Origin of the sequence: Blautia luti (assembly GCF_013304735.1) — a bacterium.
Taxonomy (GTDB): Bacteria; Bacillota; Clostridia; order Lachnospirales; family Lachnospiraceae; genus Blautia_A.
Map to the genome: position 1 here is coordinate 50,266 of NZ_JAAITI010000005.1, position 22,961 is coordinate 73,226.

At 41.4% G+C, this 22,961-nt stretch carries 17 protein-coding genes and 1 pseudogene; 14 read left to right on the forward strand and 4 right to left on the reverse strand.

What is annotated here, in order from left to right:
• The first annotated feature begins 227 nt into the window (after positions 1-227).
• From G5B06_RS04315 to G5B06_RS04350, 8 genes are all read left to right on the forward strand, one after another.
• Positions 228-593, forward strand: a complete 366-nt coding sequence (locus tag G5B06_RS04315; protein ID WP_021977225.1) for a BMC domain-containing protein — start codon at positions 228-230, stop codon at positions 591-593.
• A gap of 11 nt (positions 594-604) precedes the next feature.
• Positions 605-1,036 (forward strand): BMC domain-containing protein, encoded by a 432-nt coding sequence (locus G5B06_RS04320; protein WP_173762890.1) that lies wholly within the window; start codon positions 605-607, stop codon positions 1,034-1,036.
• Positions 1,037-1,054: 18 nt separating this feature from the next.
• Positions 1,055-1,585 (forward strand): EutP/PduV family microcompartment system protein, encoded by a 531-nt coding sequence (locus G5B06_RS04325; RefSeq protein WP_173771431.1) that lies wholly within the window; start codon positions 1,055-1,057, stop codon positions 1,583-1,585.
• Positions 1,586-1,901: 316 nt separating this feature from the next.
• Positions 1,902-3,353: an alanine/glycine:cation symporter family protein gene (locus G5B06_RS04330; protein ID WP_173762891.1), complete on the forward strand. Its 1,452-nt coding sequence runs from the start codon at positions 1,902-1,904 to the stop codon at positions 3,351-3,353.
• 3 nt (positions 3,354-3,356) lie between these two features.
• The gene (locus tag G5B06_RS04335; protein WP_173745709.1) at positions 3,357-4,967 is read left to right on the forward strand and encodes an amidohydrolase; all 1,611 of its coding nucleotides are present in this window, start codon (positions 3,357-3,359) and stop codon (positions 4,965-4,967) included.
• A 338-nt stretch (positions 4,968-5,305) separates the two neighbouring features.
• Positions 5,306-5,869, forward strand: a complete 564-nt coding sequence (locus G5B06_RS04340; protein ID WP_244092656.1) for a hypothetical protein — start codon at positions 5,306-5,308, stop codon at positions 5,867-5,869.
• Between the two features lie 256 nt (positions 5,870-6,125).
• Positions 6,126-6,536, forward strand: a complete 411-nt coding sequence (gene tnpA / locus G5B06_RS04345; protein ID WP_180214424.1) for an IS200/IS605 family transposase — start codon at positions 6,126-6,128, stop codon at positions 6,534-6,536.
• A gap of 54 nt (positions 6,537-6,590) precedes the next feature.
• Positions 6,591-7,847, forward strand: a complete 1,257-nt coding sequence (locus G5B06_RS04350; protein WP_244092655.1) for an RNA-guided endonuclease InsQ/TnpB family protein — start codon at positions 6,591-6,593, stop codon at positions 7,845-7,847.
• A gap of 121 nt (positions 7,848-7,968) precedes the next feature.
• Here G5B06_RS04350 and G5B06_RS04355 read toward each other — a convergent pair whose 3' ends face one another.
• Positions 7,969-8,832 (reverse strand): AraC family transcriptional regulator, encoded by an 864-nt coding sequence (locus tag G5B06_RS04355; RefSeq protein WP_044961974.1) that lies wholly within the window; start codon positions 8,830-8,832, stop codon positions 7,969-7,971.
• Between the two features lie 199 nt (positions 8,833-9,031).
• Here G5B06_RS04355 and G5B06_RS04360 point away from each other — a divergent pair, with 199 nt between their 5' ends.
• From G5B06_RS04360 to uvrB, 6 genes and pseudogenes are all read left to right on the forward strand, one after another.
• Entirely contained in the window at positions 9,032-12,070 is a 3,039-nt protein-coding gene (locus G5B06_RS04360) for a glycoside hydrolase family 2 TIM barrel-domain containing protein (protein ID WP_173771433.1), read from the forward strand.
• A 169-nt stretch (positions 12,071-12,239) separates the two neighbouring features.
• Positions 12,240-13,637 carry an MFS transporter gene (locus G5B06_RS04365; protein WP_114002010.1) on the forward strand — a complete coding sequence of 466 codons (1,398 nt, stop codon included), beginning with the start codon at positions 12,240-12,242 and terminating at the stop codon, positions 13,635-13,637.
• Positions 13,638-13,988: 351 nt separating this feature from the next.
• Positions 13,989-14,789 (forward strand): helix-turn-helix transcriptional regulator, encoded by an 801-nt coding sequence (locus G5B06_RS04370; RefSeq protein WP_173771435.1) that lies wholly within the window; start codon positions 13,989-13,991, stop codon positions 14,787-14,789.
• Between the two features lie 161 nt (positions 14,790-14,950).
• Positions 14,951-15,762, forward strand: a pseudogene (locus G5B06_RS19580) (HAD-IIA family hydrolase).
• Between the two features lie 32 nt (positions 15,763-15,794).
• Positions 15,795-16,343: a hypothetical protein gene (locus G5B06_RS04380; protein ID WP_015527045.1), complete on the forward strand. Its 549-nt coding sequence runs from the start codon at positions 15,795-15,797 to the stop codon at positions 16,341-16,343.
• A gap of 551 nt (positions 16,344-16,894) precedes the next feature.
• A complete protein-coding gene (uvrB, locus tag G5B06_RS04385) occupies positions 16,895-18,973 on the forward strand; it encodes an excinuclease ABC subunit UvrB (RefSeq protein WP_173762410.1) in 2,079 nt (692 codons plus the stop codon).
• 86 nt (positions 18,974-19,059) lie between these two features.
• Here uvrB and G5B06_RS04390 read toward each other — a convergent pair whose 3' ends face one another.
• The 3 genes from G5B06_RS04390 to G5B06_RS04400 form a co-directional block, all read right to left on the reverse strand.
• On the reverse strand, positions 19,060-19,329 hold the full coding sequence (locus tag G5B06_RS04390) for a hypothetical protein (protein ID WP_173762409.1): 270 nt from the start codon (positions 19,327-19,329) through the stop codon (positions 19,060-19,062).
• Between the two features lie 117 nt (positions 19,330-19,446).
• Positions 19,447-21,042: a response regulator gene (locus tag G5B06_RS04395; RefSeq protein WP_243279008.1), complete on the reverse strand. Its 1,596-nt coding sequence runs from the start codon at positions 21,040-21,042 to the stop codon at positions 19,447-19,449.
• Positions 21,017-22,843, reverse strand: coding sequence for a sensor histidine kinase (locus G5B06_RS04400; RefSeq protein ID WP_180215126.1), 1,827 nt, complete (start codon positions 22,841-22,843; stop codon positions 21,017-21,019). Before G5B06_RS04400 ends, G5B06_RS04395 begins: the two co-directional genes overlap by 26 nt.
• Between the last annotated feature and the right edge of the window lie 118 nt (positions 22,844-22,961).

Here is a 22,961-nt window from a genome sequence, read left to right on the forward strand (position 1 = left end):
ATGAGTGTTGTTTTCTGTGGATTTTTATTTTTGAAAACGTTGTTTTTTGCCTTGTTTTCGAAGAATTGTATTGACATTAAGAGGTACAGATAGTAAAATTTAACGTAGGGAAATTGTAAGCCGGATGAACAAAATCCGGCTTATCGAATATTAGATCGATCGAGAAATCGATAGCATGGATCTTGACAATGCTATGTTACAAAATTTTTGAAAGCGAGGAATCATCAATGGCAGATGAACATAAAGACCAGATCAGAATCGTACAGGAGACCGTAGCCGGTAAGGAGATCACATTTGCCCATATCATGGGTGGTCCGGCACCGATCATATATCAGAAGCTTGGACTGAATCCACAGGTGGACTATGGCTCATCTGCGATCGGAATCATGAATATGACCCCTTCCGAATCCGCTGTGATCGCATCTGATATCGCAGTGAAGAGCGGCAATGTATATCTTGGTTTTGCAGACCGTTTTACAGGAACACTGATCATAACAGGAGAGATTTCCGATGTGCAGACAGCAATGGAAGAGATCGTGGACTATTTCCGCGATACTCTTGGATATGTAGTCTGCAAGATCACCAAGAGATAAGGAAGTGCACCATGGAAGAACGGATAACGAAGGAAGAACTGCTGGAGCGGCTGTTCCATGATGATTATGAGAACCTTAAGGGAAAAAGGCTGCGACTGACCCGGGTGAGAGTACCTGGAAAAGAGCTTTCTTTTGCACATGTTTTTACACCAAGTGACAAGTCGGTATATGAGAATCTTGCGTTACATATCGGAGTTCACGAAGGAGAGGACCATACGGGAGATGCCATCGGTATGGTCAGGGTTACACCCTGGGAGGCTATTGTAGTGGCTGCAGATGTTGCAGTGAAGGCTGCTCATGTGGAAGTGGGATTTATGGATCGTTTCTGTGGGACACTGATCCTGACAGGCGGTTTTACGGAAGTGATGACAGCTGTGGAGGAAGTGGTGCGGTTTTTCCATGAGACATTGAAATTCGATGTCTGTAAGATCCACAGAAGCTAGAGCAGGACGGGATAAAAAATGAAAAAAATTTTTCTGATGGGTCGAAGTGAAGCCGGCAAAACATCCCTGACACAGGCGTTGAAAGGGGAGGAGCTTCATTATCATAAAACCCAGTATACCAATACAAATGAAGATACCATTGATTCACCGGGAGAATATGCAGAGTCCAAGCATTTCAGCGTGGGACTTGCCTGTTTCTCTTTTGAGGCGGATGTGATTGCCATTGTACAGGCGGGCAACGAGCCATTTAATCTGTTCAGTGATGGCAGCAGGAATTTTCTCCTCCGCCCGCTGATTGGGATCATTACCAAGGTGGATTCCCCCCATGCCAATATCCCCATGGTCAGACAGTGGATGGAGAACATGGGCTGTGAGCGCATTTTTATGGTAAATAATAAAACCAGGGAAGGCATCGGCGAGCTGATGGATTATCTGAAAGATGATCTCCCGAAGCTCACTCTGGAACAGGCGAAGTTTAAACAGAGCCTTGGACTCAATGAGTGGGACCCCATGCCGGAAGGTGTGGAGTATCCGGAGTCGATCCGGTAGGAAAAAAGGTATCTTTAATTAATGAATAAATTAGTGAATAAAAATGCATATTTTCCTGCGGAATAAGTAGAAATAATTCAGAAATTATGTTATACTACAACAGTTTGGAAGATTTAGTGGACTGAATATAAGATCCCCAGGGCATGAAGGATAAAGATGATAAAAACGGGGCTCGAAGATATACGGCAAACGGCTGTATGTCGAGAACACCGATGACCCATCACTTCATGTTCCGGGGATTTTTTATGCGTTAAACACGGATTTTCTGAATGGGGTTGCAAAAACAAAAGAATACAAAGAACAGGAGAGGAAAAAGATGTTTGCGTTATTTGAAAATCTGACTAACTGGCTCTGGGGACTGCCGTTGCTGATTACGATCCTCGCTACAGGCGTATATCTGACAGTACGTTCCGGTTTCTTCCAGTTTCGCCATTTTGGTTACATTGTGAAAAACATGTTCAGTAAAGAACGTCGCCAGGAAGGCGGAGATGACGGAAAGAGCCTGACACCGTTCCAGGCTATTTCCATTGCGATCGGAGGTACTGTTGGTGTATCCAATATGTCCGGTGTTGCAACGGCCATTGCAACAGGAGGACCTGGGGCATTATTCTGGCTCTGGATCGCGGCGCTTCTTGCCATGGTCATCAAGATGGCAGAGGTAACACTTGCTGTATACTACAGAGAGAAACAGCCAAACGGTGAGTACCAGGGAGGCCCGACCTACTACATGCAGAAGGGTCTTGGCGGAGAGAAAAAGCTTCCCTTCTGGAAACTTTTTGCAGTACTGTTCGGCGGCTGTATTTTCATGACATGGTTCATTACTTTGCAGAATTATACAGTATCAGAGGCTGTCGGAAGTACCTTCCACCTGCCGTACATCGTACCGTCACTTTTGTATGTGGCAGCGATTTATCTGATCATCATCGGCGGTGTAAAGAAAGTCGGCGTGATCTCTTCCTATATGACACCGATCATGTGCATGCTTTACATTGTAGGCTCTCTCGCAATACTGGTAGTGAATTTTGACAAACTGCCGGAAACCTTTGGAATGATCTTCAAGGGCGCATTTACAACACAGGCGGCAGTCGGCGGATTTATGGGAGCCGGTGTTGCAACAGCAATGCGTCTTGGATTTGCCCGTTCCGTATACAGCAACGAGGCAGGCTGGGGAACCTCTCCTATGATTCATGCTTCCGCAAAGACAGATCATCCTGTAAAACAGGGACTGATGGGAGCATTTGAGGTATTTGCAGATACTATCGTAGTGTGCTCCATGACAGGTCTTGTTGTTATTACCACTGGCTACTGGAATTCAGGACTTCAGGGATCAGAGCTGACACTGACAGCATTTGAGTCCGGAATGGGCTCTGTTGCGAGAGCACTGATCGCGATCAGTATCTTCCTTTTCGGACTGACAACATCAACCGGATGGTTCACCTACTACAGCGTGATCCTGAAGCACTGGCTGAAAAATAATCAGAAGGTTCTGAAGATTGCAGAGAAGGTTTTTATCCTTGGAACACCATTATGGGGTCTTCTGGTCACAGTGCTTACTCTTTACGGAAACGGAACACCGGCGCAGCTGTGGGTAATTGCAGACTTTACAACCGTATTCCCTACATTTGTAAATGTTGCCACATTATTTATCTTAAGTGGTACTTTCTTTAAACTGCTGAAGGATTACAAGGCGCGTTACATGGGAATCGGAAAGGTAGACAAGGATATGGCACTTTTCTACGAGGATAAAAAAGAAAAAGAGGAAAAATAAACAGTGGATACAATTTTTTTTAACGGATGTATAAGAACACTGGATGACAGTGAAAAAGTGGCAGAGGCTGTGGGAATCGAAAATGGTCGGATCGTTTTTGTGGGAACTGATAAAGAAGCGGAAGCTTTTTCCTGCAAAAAACGGATCGACCTTAAGGGAAGGCTGATGCTGCCCGGTTTTGTGGATACACATATGCATATGCTGCATTATGCATTTGTGGAAAGATCTGTAAAACTGTTTGACTGTACAAGTGTTGAGGAAATGCTTGCCGCAGCAAAAAAAAGACTGGAGGAGAGCAAAGGTCAGAAGCTGACCTGGCTTTACTGCAGAGGCTGGAATGAGGAGCATTTTGATAAGCCACGCTATCCGCACAAGGATGAGCTGGATGCGCTCTCAACGGAAATCCCCATCATTATGGTGCGTGTCTGCGGGCATGTGGCTGTGTGCAACAGCTGCGGTCTGGAGCTTCTGAAAAAAATCCCGGAGTTCCCGGAGATTGCGAAGGAGGTTGACCTGGATACCGGACTTCTGAAGGAAAATGCAGTACAGTTTTATTCTTCCGTATTGGAAGCACCATCCCAGGAAGAAGTGGAAGGCTACATCAAATACAGTGCGAAGAAGCTGAATGAATGTGGATTTACAGGTGTACAGTCCGATGATCTTGCCTCACTTCCGGGGAAAAACTGGCGTCGGATCATGGCCTCCTACAAGGCACTGGATGCCAGAGGGGAGCTGAGTATCCGCCATTATGAGCAGTGCCTTTTTGAGCGGGCGGAGGATGCGAAGGCTTTTATTGAGGAAGGATATCGTACCGGACAGAGGGGGGATCACTTTACTGTCGGACCAATGAAGCTGATCCAGGATGGTTCCCTTGGTGCAAGAACTGCGGCCATGAATGAGCCTTACGAGGATTCGCCGGGAAATACCGGGATCATCACATTCAGTCAGGATGAGCTTGACGATCTGTTTGCTTTTTTTGACCAGCATCAGATGCAGGCAGCGGTACACTGTATCGGCGATCGTGCCATGGATATGGTCATTGAGGCAGCTGCGAAATCTCTTTACCGGAAGGATAATAAAAAGGGCAGACATGGTATCGTACATTGCCAGATCACCAATCCGCGTATTTTGCAGGGGATGAAAGACCAGGATCTTCTGGCATATATCCAGCCGGTATTTATCGATCTGGATATGAACACAGTGGAACCTGCCATCGGCGCACACCGTATGGATAAGGTGTATGCATGGAAGAGCATGCTGGATATGGGAATCCATACGTCCGGCGGTTCGGATGCTCCTGTGGTAAGCTTTGATGCCATGGAGAATATTTATTTTGCAGTCACCCGCAAAAATATCAGCGGTCAGCCACAGGAAGGCTGGATCCCCTCCGAAAAAATGTCTGTAGATGAGGCGGTGAAGCTTTTTACAAAAAACGCAGCTTACGCTTCCTATACAGAAGACGAGAACGGAACCATCGAAGTGGAAAAAAATGCAGACTTCGTAGTTCTGGAGAAAGATATTTATAAGATTGATCCGGATGAGATCAAGACCACGAAAGTGGATATGACAGTTCTTGGCGGTGAGATCGTTTATGAGAGAAAAGTAGAAGAATGACGGCAGTATAAAAAGAAAAAAGTGAGAGGCAGAGTCTGAGTGGAGCAGGCTCTGCCTTTTTGTGTGGTGCAGTAAAAAGTATAGAACAAATATTCGGTTGCCCTATACTTTTTTACGCTGAATGACATACTGTAAAAGCAACAATAATAAAGATAAAAGCACTCTCTTTACATATAGTAACAGGCAGTATTTACATATCCACAAATTTCAGAACAACAAGGAGAACCGTATGGATCATTTCAAATTACACTCCGAATACCAACCCACAGGAGACCAGCCTCAGGCTATCGAAAAACTGGTCAATCATTATAGTGCTTCTTATTGTAGTGGGAATATCTATGGTTACTTTTGGATCCATCGTATGTAATAAATTGCGACAACCACAAAACTATATTGAAGCAGTAGACTCAGATAGTATAGAAATGAAAACTGCTGAATTGTTATCAGGAATTGATGGAACAATGATGTTTCGATACAATTCAAGGGATACATTTAAAACGTTATCTATTTACTTGTCAGAATATCAGCTTGGACAACGAGTTTCACATAAAAAAGTTTTGGAACTTTCCTATGAAGATGTGAAATCTTCCACAAATGGATTGATTGTCATTACACCGGATTTTGATAATTTTACTGCAAAGCTCATCGCAGCAGATAAATATTCAAAATATATGACAGAAATACCAATTTTGGAGGGAGTTAAAAACAGGGAATATTATGGAAGATCAGCAACGACTATTGAAAACAAATGCAAGATAGAGTATGGAACAGAGCAAGGATTAGCAGCACTGATTTATGGAGAAAAAGGGTTAAGCTCGTTGCCAATACAGGATATTGCAGGGGAGCATATAGATACAGATAATGAGTACATGTATTACTATTCGGTTGAATTTATAAAATAGCACTAATAAAAAGAAGAGGATGTTACGTAATCTGCTTTGATTCGTTGGCATCCTTTTTTGATATTTAGGACAATAAGCGGGAATCCTTGGCAATTCAATTACCGAGATGAAAGCGCAGGATTGTGCATATCTGCACATTGAAATAATATAATAATCTCCCAATCCCTTGGTATTAATGCCGTAACCGGCATATAATCAATCGAAAATATGTTCGTTTTTTATTGCGCATTTCTACTTGTTATGTTATACTATATGTATGAAAGAAAATCTAATACATTACAGGACTTGTGTGTGTAATATTAATTACCATATGGTGTGGTCGGTGAAATACCGGCGGAAGATATTAAACCCAGAAATTGAGGAATACCTAAAGGAACTGGTGCAGCAGATCGCTGAGGATAAAGGTTTTACTGTTCATTTATTTGAATGTGGTGAAGGTGATCATGTCCACTGTTTTGTATCAGCTCCACCAAAACTGTCCATAACAGCGATTGTCAAGTATCTGAAGGGGATCACCGGCAGAAAACTGTTCGAACGTTTTCCGGAAATAAGAGACCAGCTATGGAAGGGAGAGCTGTGGAACCATTCCTATTATGTGGAAACGATCGGATCTGTATCGGAGGAAAATATCCGCCGTTATATTGAGCATCAGAGCAAGTCGTATTAAACCAAGGTGGAGTGTAGATTTCTATCTGCATAGCTGTCCAAAGGGGGAAGAGGAATGCTGCTGTCACACAGAACATCTGTAAAGATCCGGCCGGAATATTCCAATATCATAGGGCATATGTGTTATGCAGCTTCCAAACTCTGGAATGTCTGCAACTACGAACGTCATCATTATAAAGAGCTGGGACTGGAAAAGTATCCTGACTGGTATTATCAGAAAAAAGCGCATAAAGGAGATCTGTGGTACAGACAGCTTCCGTCACAGACAGCACAGGAGACCTGCAAGCAGCTGGACAAAGCATGGAGATCTTTCTATGTCCTGAAAAAGACCGGAGGGATCAAAGATCCAAATCCGCCCCGTTTTAAACAGGACAATATCCCGGTCACATACATGCAGATGGGGATCCGGCATGAGAAAGGTTCAGACCAGCTGCGGCTGTCTCTGCCAAAGGATCTGAAAATCTATATGGAAGAAACCTATGGGATCCATGAAAGATTTCTATATCTTGAAAATAAGATTTTCAGGGACATGGATCATATAAAACAATTGCGGATCTATCCGCCGGAAAACGGAAAATGTGACCTTATCGTTATCTATGAGATTGAAGGACCAGAGCAGCTTTCCCAGAATGGACATTATTTATCTATTGATCCTGGACTTCATAATCTGATGACCTGTTATGATTCCGGAAATGGCCGGACTTTTATCCTTGGAAGGAAATATCTTTCATTGGAAAGATACTTTCATAAAGAGATCGCCAGAGTGCAGTCTGTTTGGTATGCGCAGCAATCGGAAAGAGGGATAAGATATCCAGGATCATCGAAACATATCCAGAGACTTTACAGAAAAAAGCAGAATACAGTGAAGGATTATCTTCATAAAGTGACCAGATGGATTGCAGAATACTGCAGAAAAGAAGATATCCGCTGTGTGGTTGTGGGAGATATCCGAAATATCCGTAAAGAGAAAGATATGGGGCATAAAGTCAACCAGAAGTTTCACGGACTGCCATATAACAGGCTTTATATCATGCTGGGATATAAGCTGAAACTGTATGGGATCCAATTGATAAAACAGGAGGAAAGCTATACCAGCCAGTGCAGTCCGTTATCACCGGAAGTATCAAAAAGATATGCAGAAGCAACAAACCGAAAAGAACGGGGTATGTATATAACTGACAGAGTAAGCTACAATGCAGATGCAGTAGGCGCATTTAATATCCTGCGGAAATATCTTTCCGTATCCGGAAAGCAGAAGGAACTGTCCGTAACCGGACTAAAAAATCCAGAAGTAATAAAAGTAGCTGTATAGCCGAAAGGCAAGCAGTATTGGTGTCATGGACGCACCCTGAAAAAAGGCGGTATCCCGCCAGATTTCAGATGCTCTGGTAACTAAGTTGCCGAGTAGTTCACTTTTTATGACATTATAGATTTCATAACCTATTTCTTATTTTTCGGTATTCTCTCGGCGAATATCCTTTCAACTTGTGAAAAAGCCGACTGAAATAAAGCTGGTTATCATATCCGACAATCTTAGAAATCTCATGGATGGAATAAGTTGTTGTTTCAAGTAACATCTGAGCATTGTTGATGCGGATTCCCACAATGAATTGCATTGGTGTAGAACCGGTATATTTTTTGAAATTTCGGATAAACCAGCTGACACTCATGCCTCGTGAGGCAGCATAATCATCAATATTGATATTTTGATTGTAGTTTTCACTGAAAAAGGTAACAGCATTATCCATCTCATGATCAAGGTATTCATTTTTTAATATGTGCTCTCTTGTCAGTTCCCGGTGGAAACTGATCAGAAGATGACGTAGCAAAAGGACAAGCATTTCCTCATAATTGTCTTGACAGCGTTGCAGCTCGATAATGATACGTTTGAAAATTTGTTCATATTCATTAGATGTACCCACTTGAAAGACACGTTCTTTATCCGGAAACCCATATTGACGTAAGATATTTTTCACATTGCTTCCTGTGAAGTGAATCCAGTATACTTCTGTCTTATCTTCTCCGTAATATTCATATTTTTGGAGTTCTTTCGGTCTGTACAGTACAATGTTGCCGGCTGGAACAATCGTTTCATTATTTACATTATCAAAATGAAAATGCCCACAACCAGCAGTGATATATATAATCTGATAATCCAGACGACCCTTTGGACGGTAGGTCGGAAGTTTGGGATGTCTGGAAAGACGGTAAGTACCACAGCTACCTACAATCAGCGGACGACTTTTGTCTTTGAAATCCATATGTGAGTGGTTCAAATAACCGGTGTTCAAATACATAGGACAGCACCTCTTTTCGTACTTTTTATCATTGTATCATTTAGTGCATATTTTGTCTAATCCAATTCATAGACATATTTTGCGAATTAGGATAAGCTATATATAGCATAACTAAGGAACGTAAACAAAAAGTAAAGTATAAGGTTTGCTTTAGGAAAACAAAGAACAAAAAAGTATATGTATTGGAGGAGAGCTATTTATGATCGTACCACGTTATTATGAAAATCTAAGCGTACTGCACGAAAACACAATGCCAGCCAGAGCCTATTATATTCCGGTATCCAGAAGAATGGATAACTTGGTGGAACACAGAGAAGAGTCAGATCGTATGCAGTTATTGAATGGAACTTGGAAATTCCAGTATTTTAACAGCATCTATGACATTCAGGATTCTTTCTTTGAGAAGAATTATGATACAGAAAATTTTGATGAGATTCAGGTTCCAAGTGTATGGCAGATGGCTGGATATGATACACACCAGTATACAAACATCCGGTATCCATTTCCGTTTGATCCACCATATGTGCCACAGGACATTCCGTGTGGAGTCTATGTACATACTTTTGAGTACAGTAGAGATGAGAAAGCGCCAAAATCTTTTTTGAACTTTGAAGGAGTAGACAGTTGCTTTTACGTATGGATCAATGGCTCTTACATAGGATACAGCCAGGTTTCGCATATGACCAGTGAGTTTGATGTTACCGATGTACTTCAGGATGGAACGAATACGGTGGCAGTGTTGGTAATGAAGTGGTGTGATGGTTCCTATTTGGAAGATCAGGACAAATTCCGTATGAGTGGTATTTTCCGGGATGTGTACATTTTGAAACGCCCAAAACAGGCAATCAGTGATTATCATATTAAAACAAGAATTGAGGATATGCTTGCGAAAGTAGAAATTGAAATGAAATTCTACTCTCCGTTAAATGTAAAAATTTCGATTGAAGATAGAAACGGAGCAGTTGTAGCACTAGGAAGTATTGCTGAAGAAGGAACAGCTGTATTAGAAATCGCAAGTCCGGAACTTTGGAATACAGAAAATCCATATCTATATAAACTGATTCTTGAAACAGAGAATGAAGTAATTGTAGATCACATTGCATTAAGAAAGATAGAGATTAAAGACCAGGTTATTTATTTAAATGGACAGAAGATTAAATTCCGTGGTGTCAATCGACATGATTCTGATCCGGTTACTGGATTTACAATCAATCCGGAACAGATTACAACCGATCTTACGTTAATGAAGCAGCATAATTTTAACGCAATCCGTTCCAGCCACTATCCGAACGCACCATTTTTCTATGAAATGTGTGACAAGTATGGATTCATGGTAATAGATGAAGCAGATATTGAAGCTCATGGTCCATTTATGATCTACAGAAAAGAAGACACTGATTACAATCGGTTCAAACGATGGAATGAGAAGATTGCAGATGATCCGGTATGGGAAGAGGCAATCGTTGATCGCGTAAAACTCATGGTAGAACGTGACAAAAACCGTTTCTGTATTGTTATGTGGTCAATGGGAAATGAGAGTGCTTATGGCTGCAACTTTGAAAAAGCACTGGAATGGACAAAGAATTTTGATCCAGACCGTATCACACAATATGAGAGTGCAAGATACCGTAATTATGATGAAACATATGATTACAGCAATCTGGATGTGTACAGCCGGATGTACCCAGCGCTTTCCGAAATTCAGGAATATCTGGATAAAGATGGAAGCAAACCCTTTCTTTTGGTAGAGTACTGTCACAGCATGGGAAACGGACCTGGAGATTTTGAAGATTACTTCCAGATGATTCAGGATAATGATAAAATGTGCGGCGGCTTTGTCTGGGAATGGTGTGACCATGCGATTGCTCATGGAACTGCTGAGAATGGAAAGACTATATATGCTTATGGGGGCGACCATGGCGAAGAAATTCATGATGGCAACTTCTGTATGGATGGATTAGTATATCCGGACAGAACGGTACATACAGGACTTTTGGAATACAAGAATGTTTATCGCCCGGCAAGAGTTATTTCCTATAACAAAGAAAGCGGAGAACTGGTGCTTCATAACTACATGGATTTTGATGACTTGAAAGATTATGTGAAGATTAGTTATGAGCTGACACAGGATGGTCTTGTGATCAGCAAAGGCATACTTCCGGAGTTTTCTGTGGCACCACATGGGGAAGGAAAAACAAACCTGAAGATCAATGTTCCAGAGAATGGGAAATGTTATTTAAAACTTATTTACCATCTGAAAAAAGAATTGCCACTGTTGGATGAAGACCATATTCTTGGATTTGATGAAATTGAGGTAAGTAAAGAGGATACAAAATGTAAACTTGCAGAGAAATGGATATCAAAAACAGTAGTGGACTCTGAATTACAGGTAAATGAAAATGATACACAGATTCATATCAAGGGGCGTGAATTTGCTTATACCATAGACAAACGTACTGCACTCTTTACAGAGATGAAATTCGCAGGGCGGGAATACTTGAACCATCCGATGGAATTAAATATTTGGAGAGCTCCAACAGATAACGATATGTACATCAAGTCTGAATGGAAGAAAGCCCACTATGATAAGGCTTACACAAGAGCCTATACGACAGAGGTTGTGCAGGGAAAACATGGTGTGAAGATTACAAGCCATGCTTCCGTTGTGGCAGAGACAGTACAGAAGATTCTTGATGTGACGATTACATGGAAAATAGAAGCTGCTGGAAAGATTGATGCAGATATTGCAGTAACAAAAGACGATGAATTCCCGGATCTTCCGAGATTTGGTGTGAGGATGTTCCTGGATAAAAAACTTTCAGCTGCACGATACTTTGGAATGGGACCACAGGAAAGCTATTGTGACAAACATCAGGCTGCGAGCCACGGTTTGTACCGGGCAGATGTAGGGGATTTACATGAGGACTATATCCGTCCACAGGAAAATGGAAGCCATTATGATTGTGAATATGTGGAGCTTAACAACAGCCGATATGGAATTGTGGCATCCGCAGAAAAGGCATTTTCATTCAATGCTTCTTATTATACGCAGGAAGAACTTGAGAAGAAAACGCATAATTATGAACTGACAGAATCAGATAGTGTAGTATTTTGCGTTGACTACGCATTAAATGGCATTGGTTCTAATAGTTGTGGTCCAGTTGTATTGGATCAGTACCGATTTGATGATGTATTATTCCGGTTTCAGTTTACACTGATACCGTATGTAAAGGGATAATAAAGTTTCATGTAACCCGTAAACAAGGAAAGAGAGTCTGATTGTTATGTAAAGTCCGGATATACAGAGCAATCAGACAAAAACAGAGAAAAAACTAGAATTAGACATCATACTCTGTTAGACATCTTGAAATTCTAAGTGCGATGAAGATGAGGAGCAAAGAAATTCGATGGAAGAAAAAAAGTATTTGAAATGGTATAACAAAATTGGATATGGATCAGGCGATATTGCAGGTAATGTAGTCTATGCGTTCCTGACATCTTTTATGATGGTCTATCTGACGGACTCAGTAGGACTTGCTGCAGGTGTCGTAGGTACCCTGATTGCCGTATCAAAACTATTTGATGGTTTTACGGATATATTTTTTGGATCAATGATTGACAAAACACACAGTAAAATGGGAAAAGCGAAACCCTGGATGCTATACGGATATATTGGTTGTGCCATTACGCTGGTCTGCTGTTTTGCAATACCAGTCAGCTTGGGAACAACGGCTAAATATGCATGGTTCTTTATCTCTTATACACTGTTAAATGGTGTGTTTTATACAGCAAACAATATTGCTTATTCAGCACTTACGTCACTGATTACAAAGAACAGCAAAGAGCGTGTACAGATGGGATCTTACCGTTTTATTTTTGCATTTTCAACAAGTCTTCTGATTCAGGCGATTACAGTTGGATTTGTAGATAAATGTGGTGGAGACGCTGCGGCATGGAGAACGGTTGCTATTATCTATGCAATCATTGGTCTTGTCGTAAATACGATTTCAGCACTTTCTGTTAAGGAACTTCCGGAGGAAGAACTTAATGAAGGAGAAGTAAAGAATGATAATGAAAAGTACGGAATGGTACAGGCATTCAAGCTTCTTGTCAAAAACAAATATTACATGATGATTTGTGGAACATATATTTTACAGCAGTTATATGGTGCCATGATTGGAGCTGGCATTTATTACATGACATGGGTACTGAAAAATAAGAATTTGTTTGGACAATTTGCATGGGCAGTAAATATTCCACTGATCATTGCCCTGATTTTCACACCGACATTAGTTGGTAAGTGGAAAGGTATGTATAAACTGAACTTAAGAGGTTACGTCTTAGCAGTCATCGGTAGAGCACTTGTTGTTGTTGCCGGATATATGGGCAGTGTTCCGCTGATGATGGCATTTACAGCTCTTGCAGCCTTAGGTCAGGGACCATGGCAAGGAGATATGAATGCAGTTATCGCATCCTGCTCTGAATACACTTATCTTACGCAGGGAAAGAGAATTGACGGAACGATGTACTCTTGTACTTCTCTTGGTGTAAAAATCGGTGGAGGTATTGGAACCGCTGTTGTTGGATGGATGCTTGAGTTCAGTGGATATATCGGAACAAATGCAACTCAGCCGCAGTCTGCACTTGATATGATGCAGTTTATGTATCTTTGGCTTCCGTTAATCTTTGATGTATTGATTATGTTTGTACTTTCAAGAATGAATGTAGAAGATGCAAATAAAAAACTGAAAGCAGAAAAAGGAATTGCTGCAGATGAAGTAACAGATGCATTAGACATAAATTAGAATTGACAGGAGAAAGCGTTGTCTGGTCGTTGCTCGATGAGACAGTGCTTTTTTCTATATATAAAGTGATAGAACTGTATTTTGAAAATAAAAAAGGACCACTTCATTTTTGTGAAATGGCCTTAAGAAAATATTCAGTTTTCACAAAATAGTCCTTTTAGTATTTATACATGGTAAGGATGCTCAAAATATTCAGTGTAGAATACTAAAAGGTCATTCAGATATTTTTTTAGGTTGCTCATTTGCAATTCCTCCTTTCCTTATTTACAAGTTGATTATAAGATAGGTGTAAAAGGATTGCTTGCCAAATCGAAAGAAGATATAGACAAATGTTGCAAAGGGGAGTATTTCATGCAGTTAAAATATGTTGACACAAAAGAGGAGATTATAGCAATAAATAGGAAGTCAAAACATATTGAACCACATCTTCATAATGCACTGGAGATCGTTTGTGTAACAAGTGGATCATTAGAACTTGGTGTCGGACAGGAACTATACCATATGGAAAAAGGAGATATAGGCTTTGTATTTCCAGATGTTATTCATCACTATCAGGTACTGACACCCGGTGTAAATAAAGCGACTTATCTGATTGCATCGCCATTTACGATAGCCAAATTTGCAGATATCATGCAATCCATGGCTCCTGAATACCCAATCATCAAAGCGGAAAAGGTTGAACCGGAGGTATATAGGGTTATAAATGCAATTTTAGAGACAGAACAGTCGGATATTACTGTTGCACAGGCATATCTTCAAATTGTGTTGGCACGCTGCATAGGAAAATTAAATTTGGTAGAAAAGAGCAGTGTGGGGAGCAACGATCTTATTTACCAGACAGTTTCCTATATATCAGCAAATTTTAAGAAGAAATTTTCGCTGGAAGAGATGGCAAAAGATCTGGGGGTGAGCAAATATGTTTTATCCAGACTCTTTTCCAAAACATTCCATAGAAACTTTAATCAATATCTTAACGATGCAAGGCTGAACTATGCATGCCATCGTTTGGAAAATACGAGTGATTCTATTACAAACATTTGTCTGGATAGTGGATTTGAAAGTCAGAGAACATTTAACCGAGTATTTAAAGAAAGATATAAAATATCACCGAGTGATTATCGGAGTATTTGTGTGAAAGAGATGTTGTCATAAAAGGTTCTGTTGATAGAAATATTTACTTTGATTTCACAGTACTATGTATTTGATTTTATGTGTGGATGATATAATATAAAAATATTTGTAGAAAATAGCGCTTTATTTTATTATGAAAAGAGTAAGGTGTATTCTAAAGAAACAAGAAAGGCAGGGCGCATATGAACATGATAAAATCCATAATCGATTTTAATGAAAAAAAAGGATTCATCTGTGATATGGATGGTGTGATCTATCATGGCAATCAGATATTGCCAGGTGTTCCAGAATTCATCCAGTGGTTGCATGATGAAAAGAAAGAATATTTGTTTTTGACAAATAATAGTGGATATACACACGAGAATTAAATCAGAAACTGGCTAGGATGGGACTTGATGTGCCAGAAGAACATTTTTATACCAGTGCATTGGCAACAGCCACATTTTTAAAAGAACAGGCGGCAGGCTGTTCGGCATTTGTGATAGGAGAAGCAGATCTCTTAAATGCACTTTATGATGTTGGCATTACAATGAATGATGTAAATCCGGATTATGTTGTTGTGGGAGAGGGATGATCCTATTCATTGGATACCTTAACGAAAGCAACGAATTTAGTTCTGAAGGGAGCTAAGTTGACTGGAGCAAACTCGAATGTTTCCGGACCAATCGAGAACGGAATCGCTCCTGCCTGTCGTGCATTGATTGCCCCAATTGAAATGGCAACAGGTATACAGGCATATTTCTGTGGGAAACCGAATCCACTGATGATGAGAACAGGATTGAATATGCTTGGATGTCATTCAGCAGAAGCTGTAATGGTTGGGGATCGTATGGATACAGATGTGATTTCAGGAATGGAAAGTGGTATGTCTACTGTATTGGTTCTCTCTGGATGTTCAACGAAGGATACACTCAAAACTTATGCTTATCTTCCGACAATGGTATTGAATGGAGTGGGAGATATCGCCAGTATGGCAAAAGCAAAAGAGGAATAGTGTGATTAGGCAAATACCAGGAGGTAAAGTATATGATGAAACTTGATAATTTTGTAGGAATGATGACAGGACATTTTGATAATAAGGATCAATTTAATAAGATGCAGGCAGAAGGGAAAACATATCCATATGCGGAACATGTAAATACAATCTGTAATGACAAAATAAATAACCTTCCTGAAGATTTCAAAGGAAAATTTGTTGTTGAAGAGAGTTATTATGAAATTAATGGAAAACGTCATGCATCTCCACATCTTTTCCTTATCACGGAAATAGAACAGGGAATTTTACTTTCTTCTTATAAAATTCCAAAAGGAGAAGATAAAAATACATTTTCATATGATTCTATGAAGAATGTTGATTACTCTAAACTAGAAAAATCTGAAAAATTTAATCCGGCACTTTATCATGAAAAGGACGGAATTTGGGAGGGAGGCAGCACAAGCCAGTTCTCTCCGGTAATGACATTCAAACTTTGGGAAAAGTTTTCCAACAATTTTCTGGAAGTATCGGAAAGCATGGAAGTTAATGGGAAGAGAACTTTTGGATATGATGAACCAATAATTTATAAGCGTGTATAATCAAAGGTCTGCATATTGGGATGAACTTCAGTTTGTAGAGGACTCGATGAATTTGCGTAATATTGGGCGTTACATGAATGTTAATTTAAGAAAATAATATGGTAAGCAAAAGCGGGATAACTTTTCAAAGTCGCTGTTTCTTTGCGTTTACGCAAACTTATCATATTGAGTGAAGTATCGAAAGTGATTGAAATAGACTTAATCCTGGAGGAATATTTCAACGCAGCATGATAAAAAATAGAATAGTAGTGATAGAAAAAAGTACAAATAAGAATCGAACATTTGTACTTTTTTCTTGCGTTAATCTATATACTTTCAAAAATTTATTTGATATAATAGGGACTGTTACAAGAACAAACAGTAAAAATATGACAGAACCGGAGCCTGGTATCATCAGGTATTTCCGAGTGCTGTTTTATCCGCAAAAATCAGTTTTGTGACTTTTATTCGTAACGAGGTGGGAAACACATCTATTCACTATAAAAATGAGCTTTTCGTCACGAATCTGGATACGAATTTTTGGCTGATAATGATCATAGTAAAAGTCGCAAATGGAGGGATTTACCATGAATGCAGAAAAAGGACATTCGCAATCCGCTGACAATAGTCAGCTACTTGCTCATAAAAGCAGCCCACAGGGCGGACATGCTTTTAAATTAAAAGCCCCATACAAACCCACAGGAGACCAGCCTCAGGCAATTGAGAAATTGGTCGAGGGATTTAAAGAAGGCAACCAGTTCGAGACTTTGCTTGGTGTTACTGGCTCAGGTAAGACTTTCACAATGGCGAATGTCATTGCCCAGTTAAATAAACCAACTCTGGTACTTGCACACAATAAAACACTGGCGGCACAGCTTTATGGCGAGATGAAGGAATTCTTCCCTGAGAATGCAGTGGAATACTTTGTCTCTTACTACGATTACTACCAGCCGGAGGCTTACGTCCCCTCAACAGATACCTACATTGCCAAAGATGCATCCACCAACGACGAGATCGACAAGCTCCGTCTTTCCGCCACAGCGGCCTTATGTGAGCGGAAAGACGTGATCGTGGTTTCGTCGGTATCCTGTATTTACGGCCTGGGTGCACCTCAGGAGTTTTTTGATATGATGATCTCTCTTCGCCCTGGAATGGAGAAGGACCGTGATGAGGTTATCAAACAGCTGATCGATATCCAGTACACAAGAAATGAGATGGATTTTCATAGAGGAACTTTTCGGGTGCGTGGCGATGTGCTGGAAATCTTTCCAGCTAACTCTACAGACCGGGCAGTGCGTGTGGAATTTTTTGGCGATGAGATCGAGCGGATCACAGATATCGATGTGCTTACCGGTGAGATCAAAAGTGTGGAAAGCCATGCGGCGATTTTTCCGGCGTCCCATTATGTTGTGCCTCAGGAGCAGATCCGCCGTGCGGCAGATGCCATCCTGGAAGAGATGAAACATCAGGTGGAATATTTCAAAAGTGAGGACAAGCTGATCGAGGCCCAGCGAATTGCCGAGAGAACCAACTTTGATGTGGAAATGATGAAGGAAACAGGATTCTGTTCCGGAATCGAGAATTATTCCAGACATCTGACCGGGCTGGCACCGGGACAGCCGCCATATACCCTGATGGATTACTTCGGAGATGATTTTTTACTTATTATAGATGAGTCCCATAAGACAGTTCCCCAGGTTGGCGGTATGTATGCCGGTGATCAGAGCCGTAAACAGACACTGGTGGATTACGGCTTCCGACTTCCGTCTGCTAAGGATAACCGTCCATTGAGCTTTGATGAATTCGAGAACAAGCTTGACCAGGTAATGTTTGTATCTGCGACACCGGGAGAATATGAATATGACCATGAGCTTCTCCGCGCAGAGCAGATCATCCGTCCTACAGGGCTTCTTGATCCGAAGGTGGAGGTGCGTCCGATCGAAGGACAGATCGATGATCTTGTAGCAGAAGTAAATAAGGAAATAGAAAAGAAAAACAAAGTCCTGATCACGACCCTGACCAAACGTATGGCAGAGGACCTTACCGATTATATGAAGGATCTGGGAATCCGTGTCCGATACCTCCATTCAGATATTGACACTCTGGAGCGTGCAGAGATCATCCGCGATATGCGACTGGATGTGTTTGATGTGCTGGTTGGAATTAACCTTCTGCGAGAAGGGCTGGATATTCCGGAGATTACACTGGTAGCGATCTTGGATGCAGATAAGGAAGGCTTCCTTCGTTCGGAAACATCCCTGGTACAGACTATCGGCCGTGCTGCCCGGAACAGCGAAGGCCATGTGATCATGTATGCGGATAACATGACAGAATCCATGGAAAAAGCAATCTCGGAGACAGAAAGAAGGAGAGCGATACAGGAGGCTTACAACAGGGAGCATGGCATCACTCCGACCACGATCAAGAAGGCGGTCCGTGATCTGATCGCTGTTTCGAAGAAGGTGGCAGAGACAGAAGTGAAGCTTAAAAAGGATCCGGAATCCATGAACCGAAAAGAACTGACGAAGGTGATCGCTCAGGTAGAGAAGCAGATGCGTGCTGCGGCAGCAGACCTGAATTTCGAGCAGGCTGCTGAGTTGAGAGACAAGATGCTCGAATTAAAAAAGAATCTGGAAGAATTAACGGAATAGGCTGCAAAGCAGCTGACAGTACAACACCCCTGGCTGTAATAGCCAGGGGTGTTGCCGGGTATGCTCGATCTGTTTTTAGGAAAAGCTTATTTTGTAGTTGAAAAGCCTAGGGAGCGCAGGGTGATGCCGGAGCCCTTGAGAAGATCAGCCCAATATGGAACAGCCATATCCAGAGTGTCGTTGGCAAGCTCGGAAGCATCTTTTTGTGTCAGGATCTGCCTTAGCCTGGAAGAACTGATCCTGGGAGCGGCCTCTGTAACACAGACTGTGCCAGGCAGAATTGCCGATTCTGCCGGAAGCATGGCCAGTACAAAGACTGTTATCAGAGATATCAGGATTTTTTTCCATTTTTTCATAGCGATCCCTCCTTCGAAAAAATATGAGGGGTCTCTTTATTGATTGATTATAAGTAAAATTCCGGAGAAGGGCACTGGCATTTGTGCCAGTAACTTTGTTATAAAGAAGAGAAGAAGTTATGTATTCTGTTCCCGATAGGCGGAAGGTGTGATCCCCATTTTCTTTTTGAAGCTGGTGCTGAAATAATATTGATTGGCATAACCACATTTCAGGCTGATCTCCTTCAGACTCATAGTAGTCGTAGTCAGGTAACGGGCGGCTGCGGAAATTCGCTGAGATGTGATAAAGTCACTGAGACTGATCCCCTGATTTTTTTTGAAAAGAGCACTTAAATAAGCAGGGCTTACATTGGCAGAGGCAGCAATGTCATTGAGGCAGAGCGTATTGTCAGTGTAGTGTTCGTTGATATAGGAAATCACCAGTTCACAGAGCTTCTGGTGATAATCATTCATGGAGGAATCAAGCTTCCGGCATAAAAGATGGCACAGATCCTTCAGCCATTGACATAGCTCTTCCGTATTATGAAACTCATTTATGTGGTTGTAAACATACAAAATTTTAGCTTCAAGGTCATGCGTATCCAGATTTAATTCATAGAAAAATTTCAGGATCCGGCCAAGAAGAGAATAAATCTGTATGAAAGCGAAATTCTTTGTGCGAAATTTCTGAGTGAGCCAGTCGGAAAAATTCTGAAACCAGAGATCTATGGCAGCGGTATCCTTTTTGCAGAGAAGCCGGATCAGTTCATCCTCCTTTGTATCTGAAAAATCTGCAACAGACAGATCGGAACCCAGAGCGTCTCTTCCGTCAAAGATATTCTGATGAGGGAAAAAGAATCTGTATTCCAGCGCATGTACGGCGCTTTTATAAGAATGGTTCAGGTTCCAGAAATCCTGGACAATTGTTCCAATGCCTGCGTTGAGAGAAAGTCCCAGTGGCTGGCAGGCATCTGCGATTGAGGAAATAAGTCCGCTGGTAAGCTGGCGAAAGCTGTTGGACTGACAGCCGCTGTGTCCCAGAATGCACAGATAGCCATCCATATCCGGGAGAAGATACACAAAATCAAGAGAAGCGGTTTCCTCTGTTATCAGATCCTGAAGGTTGAGAAGCTCCATCTGAAACTTTTCAATCCCGTAAACGGATTTTAGATCCGGAGCATTTTCAAGCTCCAGAATAACAATTGCATAAAAATCATAATTCAGCTCCAGATTCAGATACTTAAGATAAGGCTTCAGTCGGTAGGCTGCTTCAGAAGACGGAAGGTGTGTGATCTCGCGGAAAAATTTTTCCGTAAGAAGAGGCCTGCTTTGTTTCAGAAGCTGGAGATTTTTCTGTTCCTTTTCCATCAGTGCAAAAGCGTTTTTTACCTTCTGGATAAGATAGGCATAATCCAGAGGCTTTTCGATATAATCCAGAGCACCGAGGAGCAGAGCACGTCTTGCATATTCAAATTTATCATAGGCACTGATCAGGATGATCTTCACCATAGGATTGATCTCAAGAGCTTGACGGCTCATGGAAATGCCGTCAAGATCAGGCATTTCAATGTCAGAAATGATCAGATCTGCCGGTTCTTTTTTCATGGCTTCGATAGCAGAGGTTCCATTGTAGCAGACATGGATGATCTCTGCATTCAGTGTTTCCCAGTCTATGTTTTTTTCGATACCTTCTGCAGATAAGTAATTATCATCTACGATCATTATTTTTTTCATCGATATCTTCCTCCATCTGTTCGAATTCAATGGTGACGTATGTGCCGTTTCCGGGGTTGCTGCGGATCCTTACGGAACCGTTTCCGTATAATGGGTTGGAAATACGGGAACTTACGTTGGAAATTCCAAAATGCTTCTCATAATCAATAACATTATGCTCAATAGCATGGCGCAGCTGTGCAAGGGTTTCGGAGTCCATGCCGGCACCGTTGTCCTCAATGGAGATCACAACCGTATCATCGCCATAAAGAACATGGATCGAAATGAAAACAGCTGGTGTGCCCGAAGAAATCCCGTGCAGAATGGAATTTTCGAGAAATGGCTGAAGTGTAAACTTGCAGATCAGGAAATTTTCGATTCCATCTTCTGCTTCGATTTCCCAGTCCAGATTATCTTTATGACAGAGCTTTTCCATTTCCAGATAAAGCCGGGCAATTTCCAATTCATCTTTAATAGGAATAAGTTCCTTTGATTTACGCAGGGTAAGACGGTAAAAGGCAGTCAAATCTGCGATCATCTGATCAGCAATGTCAAGCTTTCCAAGGGACTGGCAGGTACGGATCGATCCCAGGATATTGTAAAGAAAATGCGGATTGATCTGTGACTGGAGCAGCTGGTATTTCAGACGTTCTTCGTTTACGGAAAGATTTACAATGGATTTCAGGTTTCCGGCTATTGTGTGCTGCATATCTTCAAAGGTGATGCCCAGTCTGTCAATCTCATCATACCTGGAAGGATCATCCGGGTGGGGAACAGTAACGATAGACAGATGTTCCGGATCATGTCCCAGCTGAAAGGCTTCCATTGCATAGGAAAGTGCAGTGATCTTCCGGGTTAGATTTTCGGAAAACAGGATAACGATGATAACAGTAAGGGGCAGAAAAATAAGGACAGTGATCAGTAAGGCACGGATCAGAATGTGTGTGTTGCCCCTAATGTAGCTTTCAGGGATTTCGGTAACATGGAGCCAGCCATTGCTTAAGGTACAGCAGTTATAATATTTGTCGCCGCTGTGAAAAGAAGAATCTGCATTTTCTTTAAATTTCTGAAACTGTGCTTTGGAAATTCCGGATAAATTCAGTGAGGATGTATTTTTCGCTGCAATCTCTCCGTGATCTGTGAGAATGTAGCTGTATATGCGGGAATCCATAGCTGCAGGCTGCAGATAAGTGGTAAGCTCTGAGGTATCCAGTGCAATGCCGTAGGCGTATTCCAGAATACCGGTGGCCTGATTTTTCAGTGCCCGGACGCAGAGAATCACATCGGCGGATGTTTTTTTTGTTGACAGTATTTTAGGCAGCGGCATATTGGAAACCGGTATCCAGACAGAGGAGAAGCCTGAACCGGAAACAGTATTTTTATCAAGACCATATGCAGAAAGCTCGTCTGTGGAAAAGAAGTACAGGCCTTCTTTTGAACCAAGCTGATCCGGCCGCAGAAAAACATATATATGGAAGAAATCGAATGTGGATTTATACAGCGAAATATTGTTTTTTACAGTGGTGAATTTTTTAAGTGCATCTACCTTATTGGAGGAAGAATGATTTAGGGAGTACATTTGAAACTGTATGGTATCTGCTACATTTTCAACCTGACCGAGACGGTCGTTCAGCTGAGAAACCAGCTGTCTGTCAGTCATTACGGCGGAATCGATAATACGATCTCTGGCAATGTTATAGGAGATATGGTAGCTGATGAAGGTCAGGGAAATCAGAGGTACCATAGTTGCGATCAGAAATGCGAGCAGGAGCTTATAGCGAAATGAGGAAAAACTGGGTGGGATACATTTGTGGAATTTCATAGTACATATTCTCCTTTATGTCAAAAACAAATTAATGAAACCGAATTCAGCTGTGAAAAAAGCCGTTACAAATATAGATTATATAAAAGGATTATAAAAAATTAACAACAAAAATACA